The organism is Microbacterium sp. NPDC058062, from assembly GCF_042885375.1.
GTDB classification, from domain to species: Bacteria; Actinomycetota; Actinomycetes; order Actinomycetales; family Microbacteriaceae; genus Microbacterium; species Microbacterium trichothecenolyticum_C.
Genome location: NZ_JBHVSC010000005.1, coordinates 40,896 through 64,944, shown reverse-complemented (window position 1 = coordinate 64,944; position 24,049 = coordinate 40,896). Strand labels below are relative to the sequence as shown.

Genomic DNA, 24,049 nt, shown 5'->3' with positions numbered 1-24,049 from the left:
GTGATCGTCCTCATCCCGGCGTACGAGCCGGGTTCGCGCCTCGAACCGGTCGTCTCCGGGTTGCTCGCCGTCGACCCCGACGTCGAGGTGGTCGTCGTGGACGACGGCAGCGGTCCGGTGTTCGCTCCGGTCTTCGCCGCCGTCGAGGCGCAGGGCGCGACGGTGCTGCACCATGAGACGAACCTCGGCAAGGCGGCCGCGCTGCGCACCGGGTTCGCCCACGCGATGGCTGCGCATCCCGGCGACGACGTCGTCACTGCCGATGCGGACGGGCAGCACACGGTGCACGACATCGTCCGGGTCGCCGACGCCCTCCGCGAGGACGCCGCCGACGGCGCCCCGACGCTGAGCCTGGGCTGCCGGGCGTTCAGCGGGCGGGTTCCGCTCCGATCGCGCGCGGGAAATGCGGTGGCACGCGGGGTGTTCCGGCTGGCTGCCGGATGGAGGCTGAGCGACACGCAGACGGGGCTGCGCGGCATCCCATCGGAACTGCTCGCGTGGGTGCGCGACCAGCCGGGCGAGCGGTTCGCGTATGAGCAGAACGTGCTGCTGCGCTGCCGGCGCGATGGGGTGGCGACGCGCGAGGTGCCGATCGAGACCGTGTACCTCGACGGCAACGCATCCAGTCACTTCCGCCCGATCGTGGATTCGCTCCGCATCATGCTTCCGCTGCTCCTCTTCGCAGGGTCGTCGCTGCTGGCGTTCGTCGTCGACACCGTGATGCTCCTCGTGCTGCACGCGCTCACCGGCCTGCTCGTGCCGTCGATCGTCGCGGCGCGCGTCGTGAGTGCATCCGTCAACTTCGCCGTCAACCGACGCGTCGTCTTCCGCGCCGGTTCGGCCGGCTCACCAGACGGGCGGGGACGGATGCTGCGCCAGGCCGTCCGCTACGGACTGCTGGCTCTCGCGCTCTTGGCGTCGAACATCGTGTGGCTCGATGCGCTCACGCGCTACGGCGTCCCGCTCGTCCTGGCGAAGGTCGCCACCGAGGCGGTGCTGTTCGTGACGAGCTACGGCGTGCAGCGCACGTTCGTGTTCGGCACACAGCAGCCCCGTGCCGAACTCGTAAGCCGGCCTGACGTCCGCCATAGGAACCCCATAGCGGCCGGGGCTCGAATGGATGAGAGCGAACACCCCATCGGGAGGAACCCATGACCACCAGCACGCTGATCCTGATCGGCATCGACCTGGCTGCCGCCCTCGTGCTGAGCCTCGGCCTGTACTACCGCCGGCACCACCGCCGCGACCTCGTCGTCGCCTTCCTGGGGGTGAACGTCGGGGTGATGGTCGTCGCCGCCGTCCTCGGCACCGCCGAGGTCGCCCTGGGGCTCGGGCTCGGCCTGTTCGGCGTGCTGTCGATCATCCGGCTGCGCTCGTCCGAGATCTCGCAGCGCGAGGTGGCGTACTACTTCGCGGCACTCGCGATCGGTCTCGTCACCGGACTCCCCCAGACCGATCCATGGCCGGTCGCTGCGCTCGTCGCCCTGATCCTCGCGGTGTTGTGGGGCGCTGACCACCCGGCGCTGCTCTCGCGGGCGCGCCACCAGGTCGTTCGCCTCGACCGCGCCGTCGCCGACGAGCGCGAGCTGCGCGCCGAACTCGAAGAGCGTCTCGGCGGCACCGTCGCGTCGACCACCGTCCAGGAGCTCGACCTCGTGAACGACACGACGCTGGTCGACGTCCGGTACCGGATCCCGCGGGCGGCCGCGAGCCGAGCCACCGCGGCGAGCGCGCCCGCGATGCAGGGAGCGGCGCGATGACCGCTTTCGACCGGTTCGACCCGGTGTCGCTCGACGCGCTCGTGGCCGAGGCATCCCTCCTCACCCGCGTCGACAGGAAGTACGTCGTGCCGCGCGCAGGCCTCGACCCGGTGCTCGCCGCGCTCGACCCCGGCACCCGCGTGCTCGAGATCGACGGCGCACGCGACTTCGCCTACGAGTCCGTCTACTTCGACACCCCCGACCTGCTGAGCTTCCGCATGGCCGCGCAGCCGCGACGACGACGCTTCAAGCTGCGCACACGCAGCTACCTCGATACGGGCACGTCGTACCTCGAGATCAAGACGCGCGGGGCGCGCGGCATGACCGTCAAGGACCGCGACGAGTACGACCCGCGGCACCGCGACCGCCTCACCGACGACGCCCGCGACGATGTGGCGGACGCGTTCGCGACCATCGGGGTCGCCTCCGACAGGGCCGACGAACTCGACGCGACGCTGCTGACGCGCTACCGCCGAGCCACGCTGCTCGCCCGCGACGGAGCGGGCCGCGCCACCGTGGACACCGCGCTCGAGTGGATCGAGCCCGACGGCCAGGGCTTCGCTCTCCCCGGCCTGGTCATCGTCGAGACGAAGTCCGGCGCCCGGCCGTCTGATGTCGACCGTGCGCTGTGGCGGGCCGGTCATCGGCCCGCGACGGTGAGCAAATACGCCACCGGACTCGCGGCGCTTCACCCCGCCCTCCCCCGCAACCGGTGGGCGCGGCTGCTGCGCGGCCCGTTCGATTCCTCGCATCGCGCCGCGCCCACGACCCACCCGACCATCGCCACCCGCAAGGAGGACGCATCATGCGCCGACACCCCCACCACCGCCCTCTCGAGCACCGTCGCCGCCTGATCCTCGCGGCCGCGCCTCTGGCCGTCGCCGCGCTGGTGCTCGCCGGGTGCGCGACGCAGACCGCCGGATCGACGAACACCGCGACCACCGACGACACGACCACCGAGACCGCGGCCGTCGTCGACTCCGACCTCAGCGCCGCGGCCGTGCTCGCCGCGAACGCCGACGTCACGGTCGTGAAAGACGACGAATGGAGCGGGACGGATGCTGCGGACATCACCCTCTCGGGCAGCACCGCGTCGAGCGAGTCCGACGCCGTGACCGTCGACGGCTCCACGGTCACCATCACGGAGGCGGGCGTGTTCCGGCTCTCCGGTTCGCTCGACGGCCAGGTGGTGGTCGCCGCGCCCGAGGATGCGCAGGTCGTGCTGATCCTCGACGACGCCGAGATCGCAGCATCCGATTCCCCCGCCATCACCGTGACGGGTGCGGACGACGTCGCCATCTCGCTGGCGGCCGGCACCGACAACAGCGTCTCGGACGCGTCGTCGTACGCCGACGGCGCCGACGCGAACGCCGCGATCTACGCCGACGCCGACCTCACGATCTCGGGCACCGGCGCGCTCTCGGTGTCGGGCAACGGCAACGACGGCATCACGAGCACCGACGACCTGGTCATCCTGTCCGGCGAGATCACCGTCGAGGCGGCCGACGACGCGCTGCGCGGCAAGGACTCGCTCACCGTCGAAGGCGGCACGCTCGAGCTCACCGCCGGCGGCGACTCCCTCAAGAGTGACCAGGCCGACGACGCCACACAGGGCTTCGTCGCGATCACGGGCGGCGCGGTCACGGCCACGAGCGGCGACGACGGCATCGCTGCGGCGACGGATGCCGTCGTCACCGGCGGGACCGTGTCGCTGACCGCGGGAACAGATGCCTCCGCCTCGGACGACTCCCCCAAGGGGGTGACCGCGGGCGTCGTCGTCGCGATCGACGGCGGCGACATCACCATCGAGGCGGCGGATGACGCGGTCCACTCCGACGGATCGGTCGGCATCGGCGGCGGCACCGTCACCGTGTCGGCGGGCGACGACGGCATCCATGCCGAACAGCGCCTCGAGATCCGCGACGGCGTCGTGACGATCGCGGAGTCGTACGAGGGCCTCGAGGCGACGGATGTCGCGATCTCGGGCGGCACGGTCGACATCACGTCGAGCGACGACGGCGTGAACGGCGCCAGCGGGACCGCCTCCGACACGCAGGGCGGCGGCATGGGCGGCGGCGGCGAGCAGGACACCGGCGAGACCATCACCATCTCCGGCGGGAGCGTGCGCGTGGCCGCGGTCGGCGACGGCCTCGACTCGAACGGCACGATCTCGATCACCGGCGGCACGACGGTCGTCAGCGGTCCGAGCTCGGCCGGCGGCCAGGGCGCGCTCGATTCCAACGGCACGATCACGATCGACGGCGGCGAGGTGTTCGTCGCAGGATCCGTGCTCGTGGCGCCGACCGGTTCGCAGCAGTGGGTCGCCGCGACCGCCAGCGGGTCGGCGGGCGACACCGTGGCGGTGACGGATGCCTCGGGCACCGTGATCGCGAGCTTCGAGGCCGACCAGAGCTTCGGCGCCGTCTTCTACAGCGGTCCCGCGGTCGCCGACGGCGGCTCGTTCACGATCGCGGTGAACGGCGTGACGGCGGCGACGGTGTCGGAGGGAGTCAACGTGTCCGGCGGAGGCATGGGCGGCGGTATGGGCGGTGGCGGCGGTCGCCGTCCCTGATCCCGGTTCGGTCGCCGCACCCCCTGTCGCGGGCGGCGGCCGAACGTGGGAAGTCCCTCCGAATGCGGGCCGCACGGCGCGTAGAGGTTGCATCCCGCGGTCGATCTCGGAATCGTGGCCGGTCCGGAACCGCAAACGGAAAGGAAAAGCATGCTTACGCTGACCCAGACCGCCGCCCAGGCCGTCGAAGAACTCGTCGCCCGGGTGCCCCTTGCTGAAGAGGGCGGTGTGCGAATCCGCGACACCGGAGGCTCGGAAGGATTCGAGCTGAGTGTCGCTCCTGCCCCGGCGCCCGCCGACACGGTCGTCACCGAGGGAGGCGCCCGTGTCTTCCTCGACGAGGGGGCCGCGGCCGCCCTCGACGACCGGGTGCTGGACGCCGAGCTGTCGAACGACGGCGCGGTTCGCTTCGCCCTCGGAACCCAGGGCTGATCGCAGCGCTTCGGGCCCCGGCATCCGTCATCGGATGTCGGGGCCTTCGCGTCACCTCGTGGTCGTCATGCCGTGGCGAGCTGGACGTTGGGCAGTTCGCTGCCGTAGTGCGCACGCATGCCGGTCTTGCGCTCGAGGTCGTCGATGACGGCCGCGGCGAAGTCGATGCCGTACAGCGCGGCACAGGATCCGAGGCCGCCGGGCGAGAACACGTTGACCTCCATCAGCTTGTCCCCTGCGATGTCGAGCCCGACGAGGAACATGCCGTCCGTGAGGAGCTTCGGGCGCACGGCGTCCACGAGGCGCAGCATCTGGTCGGTGACCTTCGCCGGCTCCGCCTTGCCACCTGCCGACATGTTGGACCGCACCTCCGCTTCGTTCGGCCGCCGGCGGAACGCGGCGTGCACCCCGTCGATCTCAAGGGGGCGGCCGTTCATGACGAACATCCGCACGTCGCCTTCCTTGGCGGCGGGCAGATACTCCTGGGCCACCACATAGCCGTCCCGGGCGATCGCCTCGACGATCTGTGCGATGTTGCGCTCCCGCTTCAGGTCGACAAGGAACACGCCCGAACCGCCCGAACCCTGCAGGGGCTTCAGCACGGCGCGCCCACCGAGCTCGTCGATGAACTCACGCACGCGGTCTTCGTCGCGTGTGATCAGCGTGCGCGGGCGCACCACCTCGGGGAACTGCTGGAAGTACGCCTTCGACATGGCATCCGCGAGGGAGCGCGGATCGTTGACGACGAGGGCGCCGGCCTCCGCGGCCATCCGTCCGAACGCCAGCCCCGCTGTGCTCGCCCACGCCGTGTCAGCGGCTTCGGCCGCCGGATCAGCGCGGAGCATGAGCACATCGAAGTCGTCGAGCTCGGTGCGCGCCCGGGTCGCGGACTGCACGTCTTCGAGATAGCGGTCGAGGGACCGGTACCGCTTGCCCTCGGTCGCGGTCGCGGTGATCGCCGAGAGCGATCCGTCGGGTTCGTACCCGAAGTCCCGAAGACCCATGACATGCACGTCGTGCCCGCGTGCGGCTGCGCTCATCGCGAGGCGCGTGGTCGAGTAGATGGGCTGTTCCGTGGCGATGTCGTTGACGACGAAACCGATTCTCATCTGGGCTCCTCGGGTGTGTGAAGGGCGTGGGCCGGTGAAGTCTGTGCGCGGTTCGTGGGGATGGGTCTGATCGTCGCGCAGAGCCTATGCATTGACCAGCGAGACCAGGTCGTCGGCGCGGGCGGCGTCGTGGATCCTGTCCGCCGTCTCCGCCTCCGAGAGATAGCGCGGCGTGAGGCGAGCGGGCGCGAGGAGCCCGCGGTCTGCGAGGTCCTGCACGAGGGGCAGGTCCTCGAGCGAGAACTTGCCGAGGAAGAGGAGGTCGAGCGCACCGCCGTGCGCCACGTGCTCCAGGAGCGCCAGCAGCCCACGCAGATAGATGGCGTCCTTGGTGAACCCGCCGGCGCGGTACACCCGCATGGCGACACTGTAGGCGCTGCCCGCAGGCAGGCCGTGGCCGGTGAGCAGACGGTGCGTCTCGACGAAGCTCGCGCCGCCGACCAGCGCGTGCACGGCCACCACCCGCGCCGCGAGCTGACGCAGCCGAGACGCCGTGAGCCCGCCGCACGCGATCTCTGCGAGGACCGCGAGGCCTTCCTGCGTCTCGTCGTAGTGAGCGAGCCCGGCGCCGAGCATGCGGATGGGCTGTGCCAGGCCGTTCACCTGCGTCACGAGGTGCGTGCCCACCTCATGCTGCAGCAGGGCATTGACGCGGGGCCCGGCCACTGCCGCGTTCTGCGAGATGAGGAGCGTGTCACCCTCGACCAGCACGCCCGAGACGTCGTCGCGGATCTCGGCGTGGAGCTCCGCATCCGGGTCGATCGACCGGTAGTGGGCGATCTCCGCCTTCGCGGCCGCGAGAAAGGCCTCTGCTCCCACCGAGTCCTGCTCGAGCTTCCCGTGCGGGAGGCGGCTGAGCAGATCGTCGGCGGTGTCCACGAGCGCGGGCAGCACCGGCCCGTATTGGGCGATCGACAGCTGCAGGAAGTCGGGCGTGTTGCGCGCGCGCAGCATCTCCACCCGCAGGGTCATCTCGCGCTGCCGATTGCGCAGCAGCGCTGCCAGGGTGGCGTCGGTGACGGCGTCGAGCGGGAGTGCGGCCACCTGGGCATCGAGCACTTCGGGGTCGACGTCCAGGCTCCGATACTCGAAGACCGGGTCGATCTCACGGTCGGCGAGGAACTTCGCGCGGATGTCGTCCGCGTTCACCGGTGTCATCTCAAGGAGGAATCGCACCGTCCCGGCGAGCGACGCCATCGCGTGGTCCGCCGCCAGGTCGGCGGCCGAGAACGCGCCCTTCTCAATGACGTCGGTCTCGGGCCCGCCGGCGTCGTGGACATGCGTCGGGTCGGTCACGGTGTCGCCAGCTCTAGAAGCGCCTCTTCGAGGGACGGGATGGTGGATGCCACGGCCCGGGCGAGTTCGTCGATTCGAGCGTGATCAGCCTCGCCGGTCCACTCGTCCATGAACGTCTTCTTGAACTCCAGCGCGAGCACGGCGGCCCTGCCCGGATAGCGGGCGTGCGTCCAGGCGGCGAGCTGCTGCCCGCGGAAGCGGACGTTCTCACGCACGTCGAGCGGCCCCGCGGACGTTCCCGCCTGCGTGAGCGACTCGATGAAGGCGTCCGCCACGGATCCGAAGCGATCCCGATCGAGCGAACCCGTGCCGACGTTCACCTCGGGATTCTCAGCCCAGGGAGCCGCGGGCGCCTCCGCCCCGTCGCGGCGGTGGTTGTAGGAGTGGATGTCGAACACCACGAACGGGCCGCGTTCGGCGACGACATCGAGTCGACGACCGAGCTCCGCGTAGAAGGCGTCGTACACCTCGAGCGATCCCGCGACGACGGCCCGATCGAGGGGCGGATCCCGGACAACCTCCAGCCCCCACGCCTCCTCCGCCGAGCGGTAGACGGCCTTCTCCCGCGAGCGGTTCAGGTCGACCTCGAAGCGCGACCGATGTACCACGACGCGGGCCGGGACGAGTGCGCCGATCTCGTCGGTGTGGGGGTCTTCCTCCCGCAGCCGATCCTCGTCGGGCAGGACCAGTTCGGCCGCGACCTCCGACCGGACGTCGTGCCCGTTGTGAATCGCCGTGGCGATGAACTGTCCGCTCCAATCGCCCAGGAATTCGAACGCGGAGCGCTCCGTAGTGACCATCAGCCCATTGTTTTCCCGGGCGAAGACGGGCCTCAAGGGCTTGACAGGGCCCAAGGGCCCCCGTATCTCGCGCGCCGTCGGAGTCGAAGCCGGTACACGGCACAGCCCTCGCGGCTGGGTAGACTCGTCGGGCCAGCCTCTGTAGCTCAATGGAAGAGCAGTTCCGTCCTAAGGAAACGGTTGGGGGTTCGAGTCCCTCCAGGGGCACAGTATCTTTTTGCGTCTGACCAGGTATTTCTTCTGTGGTCAGACCACTCAGAATGCGTTTTTGCCCGCTTTTTGCCCGCATTCTGAAATTTCGGCAGGCCGAAAATGGCCGTGTGCAACGGCCTGCGTGCGACGTCTGAGAGCGCCAAAATCGAGCGATTCGAGCGAAATCTGCCTCGTCGAAAACTGAGCAATCTGCTCTCTGGGTCACTGGGGTCGGGCGTACCGGGTCTGCGGGCCCGAGGGCAGCGCCACCAACGGCATCTGGTCGTTCAGGCGTGTGGCCACGGCATCCAGATCGTCGTCGAAGAGATCGGCGTAGGTGTCGAGCGTCATCGCGGCCGACGCGTGACCGAGCATGCGCTGCACGGCCTTCACGTTCGCGCCCGAGCTGATCGCCAGCGACGCGGCGGTGTGCCGAAGGTCGTGCGGAGTGAGACGCGGGATCGACGGATCGAACTCCTGCGCACGCCGGACCGCATTCGCGAACCATCCCTTGCTGCCCGAGTTGCGCATGTGATTGACCCCGTCGCCGAACAGCAGCCCCTCCGGCCCCTTGCCGGCGCACGCCTGCTGGATCATCGGCGCGAGCCGCTCGGGGTACGGCACCGAGCGCTTCTCGTGAGTCTTCGGCGTGCCGACATGGATCTCGTACGCGATCATCACCGCGTTCTCTTCGATGACGAAGCGTCGGCGCAGGTTGTTCACGCTGCGCACCCGCAGCCCCGTCGCCTCGCCCCAGCGAAGGCCGGTGTACGCCAGCGTCAGGACGAGCGTCGGGTACGCGGAGCACGCCGCCAGCGTCGCGACCTGGTCATGCGTGAGGTAGACGCGCCGCTTGCCCGGCCCGCGTCGAGGAAGGCTGCGCACGTGACGGGCCGGGTTGCTCGCGAGGCGCCGATCGTCGATCGCGACGTCGAGGATTCCAGCGAGGACTCCCAGGGCGCGAATCACGACGGTCCGCGACTTCTGCGTCGCGAGGTCGGAGACCCAGTCCTGGACTTCAGAGCGACGGATCGACGATATCTCCCGGTCGGCCCACACCGGCGCGACGTGGTTCTTCCACGCCCGCTCGAGCGTCATGTAGTACGACGGCTTCGACATCGGCGGCTGCTTGGATCGCAGCCAGCTGTCCGCGAACATCCGGACCGGTACCCGCGACGTGGACGGGTCGATGTACTCCCCCTTCGACTTCGACACCGTGACCATCGAGAGGTACAGCTTCGCCTCGCGCATCGTCGTGAAGCCGCGCTTCTCGGCCTCGGTGCGATCCGGCTTGCGATAGCGCACGCGGTAGCGGCGCCCCTTCGCCGATTCGTACGGTGTGATGCTGCCCATCTCGACCTCCCTCGTACCCGCGTTGGTGGTCAGTATCGGGCCAGTGTCGGACACTGGACGGGCCTCGTCAACGCGGCCGATGACAGATGTGGATAGATGCCGGAAGACGTCGTCAATTGGCGTTGGGTCGAGGGGCGCCTCCCTCCGACGCCGGAGTGTAGCGCTCGGTCGCGCCTCCGTTCTCGCCGCTCACTCCTTGCAGACTCCGCGCTGGCGCGCGTCGCTTAGCAGCCGTTCGACGACGAGCACTGCGCCGCCCCCGATCGCTGTAAAGACCTGATTGTCGGAGGAAAGCCGATCTTGGTCGCAAGCCTTCCTCGGGTCCGCATCGGCGTTGCCGCGTTACCGTGACCGCGGGAGTCGAACACGCTTTGGACGTTCGCCTGAATCCCTTTTGCTGCAAGAATCGCGGAATCACGCGGGCTTTCGGGGGCGACGATCCGTCTCGTTCGGGCTGGATCGAGGTGATCTCGAGAAAGCGAAGGCGAAAACGGATGCCGCGACGGATGCGCAGGCGAGCTGGAGCGCCGCGGCGGCGGCATCCTTGAACAGTTGACGCCCGTCTAGGATGTTTCAAGCTCAGCTGGGTGTCTCGAGCGGGGATTGGACATGGGGTTTCCTCCGGGTTGGTATGACGACGGCGTCGGCTTTCGAAGGTGGTGGGACGGCACCGCATGGACAGAATGGGTCGACAAGACGCCTTGGGATGACGGACGCTCATCAAACGAATTCGCGCCTACCGAGTCAGCGGGACCCGCTGCTCCTGATCGCGCTGGCCGCACCTCGGCACAACCCCAAGAGGCTAAGAAACGCCTCTCTATCCTCGCGAAGGTGTTGCTTCTCGGCCTGCCCGGGATCATCGTCGCCGGGGCGGCGACCACGGTCGTTGTCGGGTTGTTGACCGCGGAGCATTGGACCGTGGTGGATGTGCCCGAGCACAAGGAGACTTTTCGCACGGAAGAGTACTTGACGGGCGCCTACATCGTGGAAAACCTGGGCGGCAACCCTTGCTACGTGGGTCAGGACTGGTATGAGTGCCGGAACAAAATGGTCGATGAGTACAACCGAGAGTGCGCTGCGCGATCGCTAACGGAAAGCTCCCGCCTTCTATGTGACGACTACGGTGCGGAACTCGACCGCATGGAGGAAGTTGGAGACTACGGCTGGGTCGTTGAAACGCTCGGCAGCTACGGATACCTGCGCTCCACACAGGAGTCGAGCACCCGCCAAGTGTCGAACAACGACTATCGACCGGCGATCACCCACGAAGCCACGTGCTATCTCGGGTTCCTCGGCGAGTGTCCCGGCTAACCGCTAGCGGTGAAGCACCCCGGTACGCCGGACAGACGTCCTTCGTTGAAGGCGTCGATTCGATCGAGCGGATCCCCATGATCAGTCGTGTCGGTCCAGGGGGTCTCGTCGGCGAGTTCCGTGAGGGCATGCGTGATCTCTGCTGTGTCGCCTGACTCCCAAGTGAACACACCATCAGCTTCAGCGCCGTATAGTGCCGCCGCAGCGAAGCAGTCCGCCTGCAACTCCTCCGCGGTCCAGACATCGTTGTTGTGCGCTTGGATCGCGTGACCCCACTCGTGCGCGACGATGAGATAGACAACCGCGTCCCCCGCGCCATGGGCTGCTTCCATGAGGTCGCCATCCCACCCCAGGGTGTTATCGACAGGGCAGTAGTAGGCGTTGTAAGGAACGAGTGCTTCGCCGCCACACGAAGGCGGATTGGAAGCGCTATACGCGCCTACGACCCGCGGCGGCTTATACGTGGCGCCTGGGTAGAACTCAGCGAAGTGGTCACGCCAGAAAGCTCCCACAACCTCGACGGCATCGTTGATCTCCGCGTCGACCTCCTCATCGCCAACGGGAGCACCAACCTGCGCGCTCTCATATGAAGCGTCGCCCGAGTTAGTGTCCGCCGTGGGCATCTGCACCTGCGAGCTCAATGTCGCCGACAGGATGATGGACGTCGACACTACGCCGACCAACAATCCGGTGCATGCGAGCGCGAGGCCCGTGATTGATAGCCCCTTGGGTTGCCGCAGGACCACCGCGACAGTGCCAAGGGCGACCGCGATGAGTCCGAGGATCACGCCCAGAAGGGGGACAATCCCTACAGCAACGGCGGAAGCACCGAGTATCAAAGCGGCGATCCCAAGGGCTACTGATCTGGATTCTCGACGTGAGCGTTGTGTCGTCGATGTGATGCGCTCCGGGGTGTGGTGTACTGCATCCGGCGTAAGCGGAAGACTGGGGCCGCCACCGAATGGTGAAGGAGTCGGTGGAGGGATAGGCGCGATAGCCAGCTCGAGCCAGCGGCGACCGTCCCAGTAGCCATGCGAGCCGTCGGGCTTCAGATGCCACCCTGGAGGTAGCGGTGGATTATCGCTCATGGCCCCGTTCCCCAATCAAGCCAGCCAGGGAATGCTCTCATGAAGAGCCCCCATGCGGCATCACGAGTACCGCTCTACGCCGGACGACGACGCGCCCACTGACCTCGGTCCGGAGGACGCACTGGGCTGCCGACGGGGAGGGCGGAGGTCGATCGTCGGCACCGACTCACCATCGACGCCTCGCTTTGCGAGCATGTCGACCATGTCCTCCTGGCGAGGCTGGCCCAACGTCAACCGGTAGAGCGTCAGCGCGCTGCGCAGCCGCTCGTACCTCGCGATATCGCGACTCAGGGGGTACTGCGCGATCACGCGGTGAATGCGTGCCGAACCCGGGTAGAGCCACCAGGGGGAAAACTCGCCGAGCTCATTCTCGATGGCCGACGCAGCTTCGAATGCCGCCCGCCAAGCGCAAACGTCGCCAGATGCCAGCACGTCGGGCCAGTGCGACTCGGCAACGTTCTTGCGGACGGCGTGCCCCGCGAAGCGGTTGACGCGACCTTCGCGCTGCTCGAAGTCCACCGGGTTCGAGGGAAGGTTCCAGTGCACGACGGAATGGCTCCACCAGTGAAAGTCGATGCCTTCCTGACCAACGCTGGTCGACGCAAGCACGAAGGGTGCGAACGGGCTGTTGAACGCAGCGCGCACCTCGGCCTGGCGCACCCCCGACGTGTCATCCGACTCGGTGGCGTACTTGCCGCCGTACCGCAGTGCGAAGCGCGCCATCATGGGAATCTCGTCACGTGCCGTCGTGTTGTCGCGAGCGACGTACCGGGCGGGGCGAAGCTCCATCGACTCGACCGTGCGGCGAGCGAGAGCCGCGAGCCCGGCATCGTCGAGGTCGCCGCCGCCGGTTTCGCTGAGTAACTGGTACATGTATTCGTCCATGACGGCCTGCAGGTTGCCGTCGGCGCAGTAGTCGAGCACGCTTCGCCAAAACGGTTGCTCATCGCCGTACAGCGTGACAAGCAGCGCGATCGATTCGGTGCGGTTGAAGAGCGTACGGATGCCTCGCACGAGTTCGAAAGCGGCAGCCCAGAGTCCGTCGGGGGTGACGCTGGGCCCGGCAACGGTGCGCAGTGCGCGCCACGCAATGTTCCCGGGCGAGTGGACGGCCATGCGTGCGAGGTCGGGGTGTGAGAGGACACCGTTCGACGACGGTTCCAGCGCCAGCCGGACGTGCTCCAGGAGGCCGCCGATGCGGCCCTCCTCGGCGCGAGACTCGACCAGCCGCTCTGCTGTCGCCGATTCGAGTTCTGCCGGCAGCATCCCGGGATATGCGAACACGGCGTCCGCAACCTGGTCCGTCTCCGAACCTGTGGTGAGCTTCGCGTCGACGGTAGCGAGCAAAGTATCTGCCACCACGGTCGCGCCGGCGGTTCGTGCGGCTCGCAGGGGATCACCGAGCTCGGCCAGACCCGGGTGGGGCCAGAACAGTGCGAGTGTCGACATTGCGGCCGGCCGGCCTTCCGCCAGCCGGTACTGCAGGCGTGCGCCCACCGCCTTTCGGGCATCGGGCGTGTTCTCGCGGAGGAGCGCTCGATCACCCGCCGCGAGGCGGTCGGCCTCGTAACTGAGCAACGATGCGATCGCGGTGGGCACTCCGGTCCAGGCCGAGAACACCACGTGCTTTGTAACCGATCCGTCCGACAACGGTGTGTAAATCGGTCCCGGTTGCAGATAGGGCATCGTCGGCGGGACCCACAGCAGTTTCCACCATCCGCGCTCAAGCGTCTCGTCAGCCAGGGCACGCAAGTGTCCGTTGCCGAGGTCGACGGGCTCAAATGCGGCGACCGCGTCTGTTTCGAGCGACCGAGTCGTCGCAAGAACGGAGCCGACGTTCTCCGCGTCGGGTCCCTCCAATGCGGCTTTGACGCGATCTGCCGCCTTGTACCCATCCATGAAGCTAGCGAAGTAGGGAATCGACTTCCAATACTCGAGGTCGATCGGCGAATCGACGATGCGCCCAAGCGCACGCAATGATGCCCACTCACGGAGATCGGCTGATGTTGGGGATCCGGTCGCCAGGTGCCGCACGGCGACGAGGTCTTCGCGCTCACTGATGGGTGGTCGCTCTGACCTGGTCATCAGCGGCGTCAGTGCATCGCTGACACGGCGAGCCGAGGCTGCCGCGTCACCGCCAACTACGAGTGACTGACGGTATGCCGCCAGCGCCGCGGCGACCTCTCGTTCGGCACCGGGCGCGCCGCCCGCGAGGAAGCGCACTGTCGCGAGGAAGTCCTGATAGTGGTCATCCTCGGCGTCGTCGCTGTTGGTGAACGGCTTGTACGGCGTTGCTGAGAGCAGGAGAACCTTCGCATCAGGATGCTCGAACAACGCGTGGGCCAGTTCGGCGGCGTCGCCGGATTCCGGGTTGAGCAAGTGCCGGAACCGCTGGAACTCATCGAGGATGATGAGGTCCGGCTCCAGGGTGTCGACACCGGCCTTGGCTAGCGACTGGCGGAACTCGGCGATGAGGTCGTGGTTCCGATGCCAGAGCTCACCCGGGACAGACTGCTTGCGTCGAACCTCGTCGCGGAGCGCGATAAAGCGGTCAAGGGAGCCGTCCGCTTCGATCATGCGAGTGAACGCAGTCACGATCCGCGGGTCAGGCTCACCAGCGAGTTCGCGCAGCAGCGGCTGGACGTACCACTGGTCGAACCTCTTGGCCGTCTTCACCGTGCCGTGCATCAGCAGACGCGTGACCCGTCGGTCCGAGTCAGTGCGGTTCGCGATCTTGTCGAGAATCACGGTCAGCATCGCGCGCTCCGGCGCCGACCCCTGCCGCCACCCGCCTTCGCTGAACGACGTGCCCGGCGTGAATGAGACGAGGTTGACCTTCTTGCCGACGTCCGCCGTCTTCTCCGAAAGTCGCCGACTCTCCTTGGCGAGCAGCGTGAGCCGGGTCGCCATGCCGATGTGCTTGTCGCCCGTGACGTTCAGCCGGCGCAAGTTCTGCGTCGCGAGGTCGACGTTGCTGCAGACATAGACGATGTCGATGCGGTCGACGTGGTCAACGTCCTGCAGGTGCTCGATCGCCCTCGCGATCACACCGCGCGCGACGATGCTCTTGCCGAGTCCCGTTTCGTCAGCGACGAGAAACCGACCGGATGCTTCACTGGACGCCGCGCCGTAGAACCGCTCGATGACGTGATCGACGGCATCCCGCTGAAAGCCCTTGAGCCCCGCCATGACGGCGTCGACGTCGACAGCGCTCACCCGTGACCTCCGGACAGTTCGAGGTGCGCTGACCAGACCTGACTCCACAGCTCGTCGAAACCATCAGGCAGTACGGCGTCTTCGTCGTGCTCGCGCAGGTAGTCGATGATGCGCCGAGCATCGGCGAGCCCGCGATGGCCCTCACCCACGGCGCGGACGAGTGCCTCGAACAGACCGGTGCCGGTGCCGGAGGCATCCGCGGTTCCGAAGAAGCCGGCCGCGCCGGAGCTGGATGCCGCCAGCGTCCACGCACCGGACAACTCCAAGAGCAGCGTCAGGAGGCGCACGAACGCCGAGCGGTCGGTGAGCTGGCGCGCGATGATCGCATCGTGCCGGCTCTCGATGTCGTCGAGCAGCCGTGCGAGAACGATCGTGCGACGCTCGTTGCCGGCGTTGTCGCGAGCTACCAGGACGACGAAGGGGGTGATCTCGGCGAGCGGAATCCCCTGAAGCAGGACTCCCTCTGACTCGGCCGCGCTCACGATGCTGCTGCCCAGGTCAGGACGAGTGAGCAGGTGCCACCGTACAGAGACTTCGCCGGCGCGACTGGCCAAGCTCGACGTGAGGGAATCGTCCGCCCATACCCGCAGCGCGTATGGATCCGCAGGGAGCACGCGGGCTGAGAAGCGCGCGCCCGCGAGAGCGCGCACAAAGGCTTCGAGCTTGCGCGCCGCCTCTTCCTTGGCATCCGGCTCGCTGCCTCCAGTCGTGACGTACTCCTCTTTCAGCTCACCGAGCGCATCCAGCGTCGCCTCCACCCCGACCTTCGGGATAGGTCCGACGAACTCGACCATCACCTCGACGTTGCTCTGCCAGCCGGCATCCGTTGCGTTCGCAGACCCGAGGAACACGTGAGCGCCGTCCAGACGATCGACGACGACGGCTTTCGCATGCAGGCCCGCGAGTCGGTCGCCGGGAGGGACGAACCCACCGTGGTCGTCAGCGTCGTCCGGGGAGTAGGTCGCGGCTTCGTCCAATACGTACGTCGAGAGCTTGGCATCGAGGGAGCCAGGCAGCAGCCGGTCGAGGCTCTCAGCGCGCGAGAGAACGTGCGTCTGCGTGCGAACGCCGGACCGCAGCATCCGCAGTCCGTCATCTGACAGGAACGGCGACACGATGAGCGCCCGCTTGCCGTGTAGGTCAGGTGCACTGGCGCCGGGTACGCCGAAGACGTGGAACGCGATGCTGCGCATCGGATCGGGCTGCTCCCAGACGACGTTGCGCCAGCGCTCAGCCAGCTCGTCGATGCGCGCCCGCCGGTTGGGATCGAGTTCGTGCACACCGAGCCACGGCAATCGGCGCAGCAGCTCGACAAGTGGACGGTTCACCGCGGCAGCTTCGCGCTTCTGTCCGTCGGCCGCGGGCTCACCGTCGAGGCGCACGATGACATCCCAACTGCGGTCGGCCGTGAGATTGCGGCTCGCGCACAGAAATCGGTAGGCGGTGCGCTCGCCCGCGCGATACTCCAGGAACCACACCTTCGGGTGGAACAGGCCACGGCGGAGCGCGACCGGGTGCACCATCGGCTCGAGGAACGCAACGAGGTCCGAGCGGGCGCCCATCGAGATCTCGCCGGCCTGGGCGAACACGTCTACGCGGTCGGCGGCGCGGCGAATCGCGTCGAGAACGCCGAGCGTGTCGTCTTGGGCTGACAGTCGATGCGAAGCGAACGAGAGTGGCACGGCCAGCGCAGTCGCGAGGTCGAGCGTGAACGTCGTGCCGACGGCGTGCTCGAGCTCGAATCCAGACGGCGGTTTGAGCTGCTCGGTGAGGGCCGCACGAGATTGTGGCTCAAGCATCCGTCATCTCCGGGGTGCGTTCGAGACCGTCATGGATGTCGAGCAGGATGCCGCGTACCTGCGGCCATCGGTACACCAGCGCGCCGGCGCCCGAGCTTCCGCCCCACGATGCCAAGCGTGGGCGATTGCCGAGCCGCGCCTGCGCGCCCTTGTGCTGCCGCTCGCGGCGGGTCATGAAGGTGCGGGCAGCCTCGCTGTCGACAAGCGAGTCCGCGCCTTGCTCGACGAGGAGGTCGCGCCAGCCGCGGACGAATCGGCGGGAGTTGAGATTGATCGGCGACCCGCGCGTCAGTTCGACGCGGGCGAGCAGGGCATCGAGATTCCAGCTCGTCAGGTCGACCATCGCGGGCAGGTCGTCGGACCACCGGGCAAGACGGTCCCGGAATCCCTTGCTCGGATCGCTGAGGCGGTCGTACCCGGCATCCTGATACTCCTCGGCGAGCAGGAGGTTGTAGAGCAGCTGCGCGCCGTGCATCAGCGCTGAGAACGCGCGGGCGTCGACGAGCAGCTCATGGGCCTCGCCGTTGACGGCGATCGCCGCGGGATCGGCCCACGGTGCCGGACTCTCTGCAGACGGGCGCTCAACGGCCAGATGAGCAAACAGAGATCCGGTGGCCTCGTCGAGGATCCGGTCACGCAGCCACTCAGCTTCGTCTTGCTGGAGCGAGAACCCGTCAGCAATCGACTTCGGAAAGCCGTCGGGAGGCTGCGGGAGCGTCGTCGACCACGCGCAGAATCGGGCGCCCGAGGCATCGCCGAAGTCGTCTCCCGATATGCTCAAGCCGTCTAGGCGGAGGGCGTCATCGCGCGACAACGAGGCGTCCGTGAGGATGCCGTAGTGCCGCAGCATCGTCCAGTAAATCGCTGACGGAAGGTTCTTCAGCGCCTCGCCGGCCTGCATCCCGAGCAGTCCGGCGTAGTCGCCCGAGTCCCGCACCGCGTGGATGATGTCACGTTCGTAACGGTCGGCCTCCGCGGCGGGGTTCGGCCGACGCGCGGCCTTCTGGTACGCCCATGGCACGAACAGCAAATATCGTGCGCGCGTCAGCAGGGTCGAGGTGCCGGGGAAGAGTGAGTCGGCGATCGCGTCCCGGATCTGGCCGAGGCCGAGCTCGTCGCGACTCTCGCGCTCGGCAAAGAGACGGATAATGTCGCGCATGCGGCGCTGTTCTTCGCTCGACGCGTCGAGCCATGCGATGAGTGACGGCACGGCTATTCGAAGAAGTCCTCGTCGATCTCGACGATCTGCACGGTTTGCTTCGTCTGCACTCCGACGCCGTATCGAATCATCAGCGAGGTGAGCCTGTCTCCGTCGATCAAGATGATTCGCGTCGGTACGACCTCTGCATACTGACGTGCGCCGGGGCTGAATCGTCCTGTGGTGATGAACACCCCGCCGTCGGCCTTGCCGCTCAGTGCGCCGACGAAGCCCTGCACTTCTGGCCGGTTGACGGCGTTGTCGGGGGCATATCGCTTTGCCTGGACGTAGACGCGGCTGAGCCCCAGGGTGTCTTGGTCGATGACACCGTCGATGCCGCCGTCGTTCGACGCAGTCGTCACACGAGCCTGCCCTTCGGCACCGCCGTACCCCATCGCCACAAGCAGATCGACAACGGTCTGCTCGAAGAACGTCGGCGACTTCGCCAGTAGACGTGCGAGGAGCTCGGAGGCGACCTCCGCATGGATCTGCTTGATCCCCTGGTCGATGAGCTCTGCGGGGTTGAGCGACTCGACATCGTCCGTCGCATCTGCTGTGGGGCCGGGTACGCTGCGGGACCGGCGATAGCCGGTTACCTTCTCGACGTCGTCCCGCGTCACACCCGGGTAGCTGGCGAGCAGAGCCCGACCGTGCTCACCGATGATGTAGCGGCCGCGCTCGGGCCGCAAGAGCGCCTCAGCCTTGGTGAGATGTGAGATCGCCCACCCGACGCGGTTCGCGTACATCGGCTGCCCCGTGGTCAGGGTGACCTCGCGTTCGGCGTCAGTCAGCCCAACCTCGCTTGCTGCGGCCTCGGTGATCTCACTGCGATCACGGATTGCCCCATCACCCATCACTCGCAGAACCGGTGCCATGAATTCATGCCACTTGGGTATCGACAAACCTATGCTCCCTACGATTCAGCGTTCTCGCCGGCGCCGCCGCCGCCGCCGCGAGACTCTCTCACCTACCGACAAACTCGCCTGACGGTGGTTCCATCCCCAGCATGACGCACCGGTACTTCGCACGTGTCAGAGCGACATACAGCAGGTCGTTCCACTCGAGGCCTTGGGAACCGACGAACTCCCTTGCATCGGCCCCAAGGTCAGTGACGACCACGGCATCGGCATCCAGGCCCTTGAACTTGAAGACCGAGCGCCACCGGATCTTGCCCGGCATCCCCTCGGCTTGAAGCTGCTTGCGCAACCAGCGTTCGACCTGCGTCTTCTCGGCACGCGCGAGCAACCGGCCCACGAGAGACCGCTTCTCGGCGAAGGGGCTCAGCACGACGATGTCTTCGGGTGCATGCTGCTGCAGCAACTCGCGAAGCGCGGATGCGAGCGCGCCAGTCTCGTTGCCGTCGACGATGTCGATTGTGCTCAGCCCGCCTGGGACGCTCTTGGCGACACGGTGGCGCGTGTACCCGAGCTCCTGACGGAGCGTGGCCTCGACCGCTGAAGTCAAGCCGGGCACCGCCCGGCAGTTGCGGCGCACGCGGACGTGCACGAGGTCGGGAATCAGGCTCTTCGCGATCGCGAACGGGTTCACCTGCTCGTCGACGCGGCGCATGATCTGCTGGCGGGAGTCGCCAGCGAACACGAGCTTGGTGCCCGCTGGGCGGCCCGTGCCCGCGAGGGCGAAGACGAGCTCCAGCACGAGCAGGTTGCCTGCGATGTCTTGGAACTCGTCGATGCAGATCGCCTCGTACCCGCCGAGGTGCGGCTTCTCTCGCAGGATTGCGATCGCTCGCTCAGGAAGCACGCGGGTGTACCACTCGTGCGAGGCGTCCGGCGGGTTGGCGGGCATGCCAACCAGGCGCAGCATCAGCGAGTTCAGATCGGCGACGTCGACGTTCGGCAGGCCGCCGACGAACCGCTGCAGTTCGTCGGCCATCAAAACGTTCCAGCATGCCACGAGGGTCTTTCGTCCCTCGCGATTGAGACGGCGGGCCGATTGCGTGATGAGGTACGACTTGCCGGTTCCCGCGGGGCCTTCGAAGTAGACGTGGTCGTTCGTGTCGATGAGTTCGAGCACGACCTGTTGGGATGAGAGCAGCTTCAGCTCTGTCTCTCGACGCTCGTGCGCGCGCTCTTCGGGGGTCTGCTTCGCCACGAAGTCCGAGATGAGGGCATCCGCGATGATGTCGGCACGGTCGGCGGTCAACGCGCCCGGATCGTTTGCGACCTCGTCGACGCTTGAGTACCAGCGGTTGTACTCGTCGAGCGTCTTCTCGATCAGCCAGGCAGCCCGACTGAGGTCGTCACCCCACCCCAGCTCCCACTCGAAGAACTGCAGGTCTCCGGGCGTCTTGTTCTCGAACTGGTGGCGCCCGATTGACGTGAACCAGACGAGGCGGGCGATCGGCTCGCTTCCGGTGAGCAGGTCGTGCTCGCGAAGATGATGACGGATGCTGCGCCTAGCGCCGTCAAGCTGCTTGAGCGGATCCTTGTGGGGACTGGGCACACGATCGAGGTACCAGTCGCCGCCCTTGTACTCGACGTAGGCCGGCGACTTCACTTCGATGACGAGGATGCCGCGGCCCGGCGCGAGCACGATGAAGTCCGCTTCGCCCTGGAACGCTGACGCATGACGCCCGATGCCGAGCGAGTGGATGGCAACCCAGTCGTCGTGTCCTTGGATGCCTTCGAGCGCGCTGAAGACCTTGCGCTCGGAGGCGTTTGCCCCCTCGCGCGGGTAGGCGGGGATCATGCGGACCATGTCAGCCTCCGCTCACGAGCCGCTCGGCCGACGGTCGTCCGCGTAGCGCGGCGCCATCGACTCCATCTGGTCCATCACGAGCTTGATCGCCTCGGGCTGCTTGTCTGGCGGGTACTTGTACTTCACCAGCAGCCGCTTGATCGACGAACGAAGCTTCGCGCGCACGTCGTCGCGTACGGTCCAATCCGTGCGCACATCGCGCCGCATCACAGCGACGAGTTCGCGCGCGATTTGCGCCAGCACATCCTCGCCCTGCACATCCACCGCTGACTCGTTCGAGGCGACCGCGTCGTAGAACGCCAGTTCGTCGCTCGACAATGCGGGCGAGAATTGCGATCCACGGGATGCCTCCGCCGCGACTTCTTTCGCCAACTCCACGAGCTCCGCAATAACTTCGGCCGAGGTGAGCTGCTGGTTCGTGTACCGGTTCATGATCTCGGCGATCCGCTCCGAGAACGCCCGCTGCCGCACGAGGTTGCCCCGGGTCGCCGCGGAGCCGGCATCCGTCAACGATTTGCGCAGTGCCTCGATGGCGAGGTGCGCGTTCGGCGAGGCCTGCGCTTTCGCGAGGAACTCGGGCCCGAGGTCGTCGAGCGCTAGGCGGGGCAGGCCGGCCGCCTCATAGATGTCGAGCACGTCTCCGGGCGCGATCGAGTCCGCGACCAGAGTACCCAACAGGCGAGAGATCTCTTCGGGGATCGGCTCATCGCGCGCCTGCCGCTCAGCGGCGTCGAACTTCGCCATCCATACGCGAACCTCTTCGTAGAACGCGATCTCATCGTGTAGCTCCGCGAGCCCGTCACGGCCCGACGCGAGTGCCCAGGCCCGCGAGAGCCGCCCGGTCGCTGTCCGGAAGCGAGATGCGAGCCGGTCCGGTCCCAACTCCGAAGAATTGAGGGGGTTCGTGGCGTCCCGCAAGAAGTTGGTGGCGGTGGTGGCCGCTTTGCGCCACGCCCGCGACCCACCTTGCGCGACAATCGAGCGCCAGTCGCAGTCCGCGAGCATCTCTCGGATCTGCGCGACCAATTCGGTTGCGATGCCCACTGCTTCGTCGACGTCGCGACCGATCGGCTTGTTCTCTTGGTCCGAGACGGTGTACTCCGATAGCGCCTTGGCAAGATTGTCAGCGAGGGGCGCGTAGGCGACGAGCAGTCCGTCCTGCTTGCCCTTGAACGTCCGGTTCACACGCGCGAGCGTCTGCATCAGCAGCGCGCCCTTCAGGGGACGGTCGAGATAGAGCGTGTGCAGCGGCGGGGCATCGAATCCGGTCAGCATCATGTCTTTGACGATCACCAGCTCCAGCTCGTCGTCGGCGTTCTTCAGCCGCGCCTTGATCGCCTTGTTCTCGGAGTCCCGTCGCACGTGGTCGCTCACCGGTGGCTGGTCGGACGCCGAGCCCGAGTAGACGACCTTGATGCGGCCCGAGTCCAGCGCATCAGAGTGCCAGCCCGGCCGCAGCGCGATGATCGCCGAATAGAGCCGCGCGCAGATCTCGCGCGTTCCGCCGACGATGAGGGCCTTGCCCGGCGATTCGATGAACGGCTTCATGCGCTCGCGCCGCTCCTCCCAGTGCGCGACGAGGTCGGCGGCCAGGGTCTCGATGCGCTCGGGTGCGCCGTACACGGCGTTGACGACGGCGACGGATGCTTCCAACCGAGCCCGTTCGGTGTCGTCGAGGCCGAGCGTGTATTCGTCAGCGGCCCGGTCGATGTCTTCTTCGCTGGCCCCGTCGGCGAACGAGACCTTGATGAGCCGCGGCTCGAAGTACACCGGAACGGTGGCGCCGTCGTCGACCGCCCGCGTGAGGTCGTAGATGTCGATGTAGTTGCCGAACACCGCCCGCGTGTCGCGCTCTGCGAAAGAGATCGGCGTCCCGGTGAACGCGATGAGCGTCGCGTTCGGCAGCGCATCGCGCAGGTGGCGGGCGTACCCGTCCAGGTCGTCGTAGTGGCTGCGGTGTGCTTCGTCGACGACGACGATCACGTTGCGACGATTGGTGAGGAGCGGATGCTGGGTGCCCGACAGCTTCTCGGCCTCGGTGAGTCCGAACTTCTGCAGCGTCGTGAAGTAGATTCCGCCTGTCACACGGTTGCTCAGCTCACTGCGCAGCTGCGCTCGCTCCCGAACCTGCACGGGCTTCTCTGCGAGCAGCAGACTCTGGTCGAACGTCTGAAAGAGCTGCCCGTCGAGTTCGGTGCGGTCGGTGACGACGATCACGGTGGGGTTCTTGAGCTTCGGATGCCGCGACACGAGGTTCGCGTAGAGCTCCATCTCCATCGACTTGCCCGAGCCCTGCGTGTGCCACACGACGCCGGCCTTGCCGTTGGTCTCGACGGCCTGCACGGTCGAGCCCACGGCCTTCGTCACCGCGAAGTACTGGTGGGGCTTGGCGATGCGTTTGGTGAGTCCGTCGGCGTTCTCGTCGAACGCGGTGAAGCTGCGAACGAGTTGCAGAAAACGCTCCTGGTTGAAGAGCCCGCTGAGCGCGTCGTCGATGGGCTCCACCGACGAACCGTCCTCGATTCTCGGCTGCGCGAGTGGCGCACCGTCGTCATCGACGTTCCAGGGCGCGAAGTGATTGAGCGGCGTGAACGGCGTGCCGTACTTGGCCTCGATTCCGTCGCTCACGAGGGTGAGCACGCAGAACCGAAACGCCAATGGAAACTCGCGCAGGTAGGTCTGCAGCTGCGCGTGCGCCGGGGCGACGCCGGTGGATGCTGACCCGGCACGTTTCAGTTCGACGATGCTGAGCGGCATCCCGTTGACGTACAGCACGATGTCGAACCGGCGGTGCAGATCGCCCTGTCGGATCGTGACCTGATTGACCGCGAGCCAGTCGTTGTCGGAGGGATCGGTGCCGATCAGTCGAAGCCGCGGGTTCTGCTCGACACCATCGGAGTCGATGTAGCTCAGTGGGTACCCACCTACGAGATAGTCGTGGATGCGATGGTTCTCGGTGATCGCATCTTGTGACTTCGGCGACGCGATCTCGGCGACGGCCTGCTGCAGGTACTCCCCCGGCACGCCCGCGTTGAGTCGTCGGAGTGCTTCGAGCAAACGCGGACGGATCAGCAGATCGTCCCAGGAGTCGCGCTCACCGCTGCCGGGGGCGACCTGTTCGCCGTTTGCCGGTCGCCACCCCAGCGGCTCGGCGAGCGTTTCGAGAGCGTCCTGCTCCCACGCAGATTCAGGTAGCGCGGTCATC

Annotated in this window: 17 protein-coding genes and 1 tRNA gene; 7 read left to right on the top strand and 11 right to left on the bottom strand. The window is 67.2% G+C overall.

Annotation, left to right across the window (positions count from 1 at the left end):
• The 5 genes from ACFVSU_RS16785 (at position 1) to ACFVSU_RS16765 (ending at position 4,764) form a co-directional block, all read left to right on the top strand.
• Complete coding sequence (locus ACFVSU_RS16785; protein WP_387145443.1) at positions 1 to 1,155, top strand: glycosyltransferase; 1,155 nt, start codon at positions 1 to 3, stop codon at positions 1,153 to 1,155.
• Positions 1,152 to 1,760 (top strand): DUF4956 domain-containing protein, encoded by a 609-nt coding sequence (locus tag ACFVSU_RS16780; RefSeq protein ID WP_387145440.1) that lies wholly within the window; start codon positions 1,152 to 1,154, stop codon positions 1,758 to 1,760. The genes ACFVSU_RS16785 and ACFVSU_RS16780 overlap by 4 nt, the downstream gene beginning before the upstream one ends.
• Positions 1,757 to 2,614, top strand: coding sequence for a polyphosphate polymerase domain-containing protein (locus ACFVSU_RS16775; RefSeq protein ID WP_387145437.1), 858 nt, complete (start codon positions 1,757 to 1,759; stop codon positions 2,612 to 2,614). Before ACFVSU_RS16780 ends, ACFVSU_RS16775 begins: the two co-directional genes overlap by 4 nt.
• Complete coding sequence (locus ACFVSU_RS16770; RefSeq protein WP_387145434.1) at positions 2,566 to 4,332, top strand: carbohydrate-binding domain-containing protein; 1,767 nt, start codon at positions 2,566 to 2,568, stop codon at positions 4,330 to 4,332. The genes ACFVSU_RS16775 and ACFVSU_RS16770 overlap by 49 nt, the downstream gene beginning before the upstream one ends.
• Before the next feature lie 150 nt (positions 4,333 to 4,482).
• Entirely contained in the window at positions 4,483 to 4,764 is a 282-nt protein-coding gene (locus ACFVSU_RS16765; RefSeq protein WP_387145432.1) for a Fe-S cluster assembly protein HesB, read from the top strand.
• Positions 4,765 to 4,829: 65 nt separating this feature from the next.
• Here ACFVSU_RS16765 and ACFVSU_RS16760 read toward each other — a convergent pair whose 3' ends face one another.
• The 3 genes from ACFVSU_RS16760 to ACFVSU_RS16750 all read right to left on the bottom strand — a co-directional run bounded on the left by ACFVSU_RS16760 (position 4,830) and on the right by ACFVSU_RS16750 (position 7,969).
• Entirely contained in the window at positions 4,830 to 5,873 is a 1,044-nt protein-coding gene (locus tag ACFVSU_RS16760) for a glutathione synthetase (protein WP_387145429.1), read from the bottom strand.
• Positions 5,874 to 5,957: 84 nt separating this feature from the next.
• Positions 5,958 to 7,169 (bottom strand): flavohemoglobin expression-modulating QEGLA motif protein, encoded by a 1,212-nt coding sequence (locus ACFVSU_RS16755; protein WP_387145426.1) that lies wholly within the window; start codon positions 7,167 to 7,169, stop codon positions 5,958 to 5,960.
• Positions 7,166 to 7,969 carry an N-formylglutamate amidohydrolase gene (locus ACFVSU_RS16750; RefSeq protein ID WP_387145423.1) on the bottom strand — a complete coding sequence of 268 codons (804 nt, stop codon included), beginning with the start codon at positions 7,967 to 7,969 and terminating at the stop codon, positions 7,166 to 7,168. The genes ACFVSU_RS16755 and ACFVSU_RS16750 overlap by 4 nt, the downstream gene beginning before the upstream one ends.
• Positions 7,970 to 8,104: 135 nt before the next feature.
• Between ACFVSU_RS16750 and ACFVSU_RS16745 the strand changes: the two genes are divergently transcribed.
• Positions 8,105 to 8,176, top strand: a tRNA-Arg gene (locus ACFVSU_RS16745).
• 207 nt (positions 8,177 to 8,383) lie between these two features.
• On the opposite strand, the gene ACFVSU_RS16740 is transcribed toward ACFVSU_RS16745, so the two are convergent.
• Entirely contained in the window at positions 8,384 to 9,514 is a 1,131-nt protein-coding gene (locus ACFVSU_RS16740; RefSeq protein WP_387145420.1) for a tyrosine-type recombinase/integrase, read from the bottom strand.
• An 831-nt stretch (positions 9,515 to 10,345) separates the two neighbouring features.
• On the opposite strand from ACFVSU_RS16740, the gene ACFVSU_RS16735 reads away from it, so the two are divergent.
• A complete protein-coding gene (locus tag ACFVSU_RS16735) occupies positions 10,346 to 10,825 on the top strand; it encodes a hypothetical protein (protein ID WP_387145417.1) in 480 nt (159 codons plus the stop codon).
• Here the strand turns inward: ACFVSU_RS16735 and ACFVSU_RS16730 are convergent.
• The 7 genes from ACFVSU_RS16730 to ACFVSU_RS16700 form a co-directional block, all read right to left on the bottom strand.
• On the bottom strand, positions 10,822 to 11,613 hold the full coding sequence (locus ACFVSU_RS16730; RefSeq protein WP_387145415.1) for a neutral zinc metallopeptidase: 792 nt from the start codon (positions 11,611 to 11,613) through the stop codon (positions 10,822 to 10,824). The genes ACFVSU_RS16735 and ACFVSU_RS16730 overlap by 4 nt on opposite strands.
• Positions 11,614 to 11,973: 360 nt before the next feature.
• Positions 11,974 to 15,129: a helicase-related protein gene (locus ACFVSU_RS16725; protein ID WP_387145412.1), complete on the bottom strand. Its 3,156-nt coding sequence runs from the start codon at positions 15,127 to 15,129 to the stop codon at positions 11,974 to 11,976.
• Complete coding sequence (locus tag ACFVSU_RS16720; RefSeq protein ID WP_387145409.1) at positions 15,126 to 16,928, bottom strand: phospholipase D family protein; 1,803 nt, start codon at positions 16,926 to 16,928, stop codon at positions 15,126 to 15,128. Before ACFVSU_RS16720 ends, ACFVSU_RS16725 begins: the two co-directional genes overlap by 4 nt.
• Positions 16,921 to 18,138 carry a DUF6361 family protein gene (locus ACFVSU_RS16715; RefSeq protein WP_387145406.1) on the bottom strand — a complete coding sequence of 406 codons (1,218 nt, stop codon included), beginning with the start codon at positions 18,136 to 18,138 and terminating at the stop codon, positions 16,921 to 16,923. The genes ACFVSU_RS16720 and ACFVSU_RS16715 overlap by 8 nt, the downstream gene beginning before the upstream one ends.
• A 2-nt stretch (positions 18,139 to 18,140) precedes the next feature.
• Positions 18,141 to 19,001: a restriction endonuclease gene (locus ACFVSU_RS16710; RefSeq protein ID WP_387145403.1), complete on the bottom strand. Its 861-nt coding sequence runs from the start codon at positions 18,999 to 19,001 to the stop codon at positions 18,141 to 18,143.
• Between the two features lie 88 nt (positions 19,002 to 19,089).
• Positions 19,090 to 20,844, bottom strand: coding sequence for an NERD domain-containing protein (locus ACFVSU_RS16705; protein WP_387145400.1), 1,755 nt, complete (start codon positions 20,842 to 20,844; stop codon positions 19,090 to 19,092).
• Positions 20,845 to 20,856: 12 nt separating this feature from the next.
• Positions 20,857 to 24,048 (bottom strand): type I restriction endonuclease subunit R, encoded by a 3,192-nt coding sequence (locus ACFVSU_RS16700; protein ID WP_387145397.1) that lies wholly within the window; start codon positions 24,046 to 24,048, stop codon positions 20,857 to 20,859.
• Between the last annotated feature and the right edge of the window lies 1 nt (position 24,049).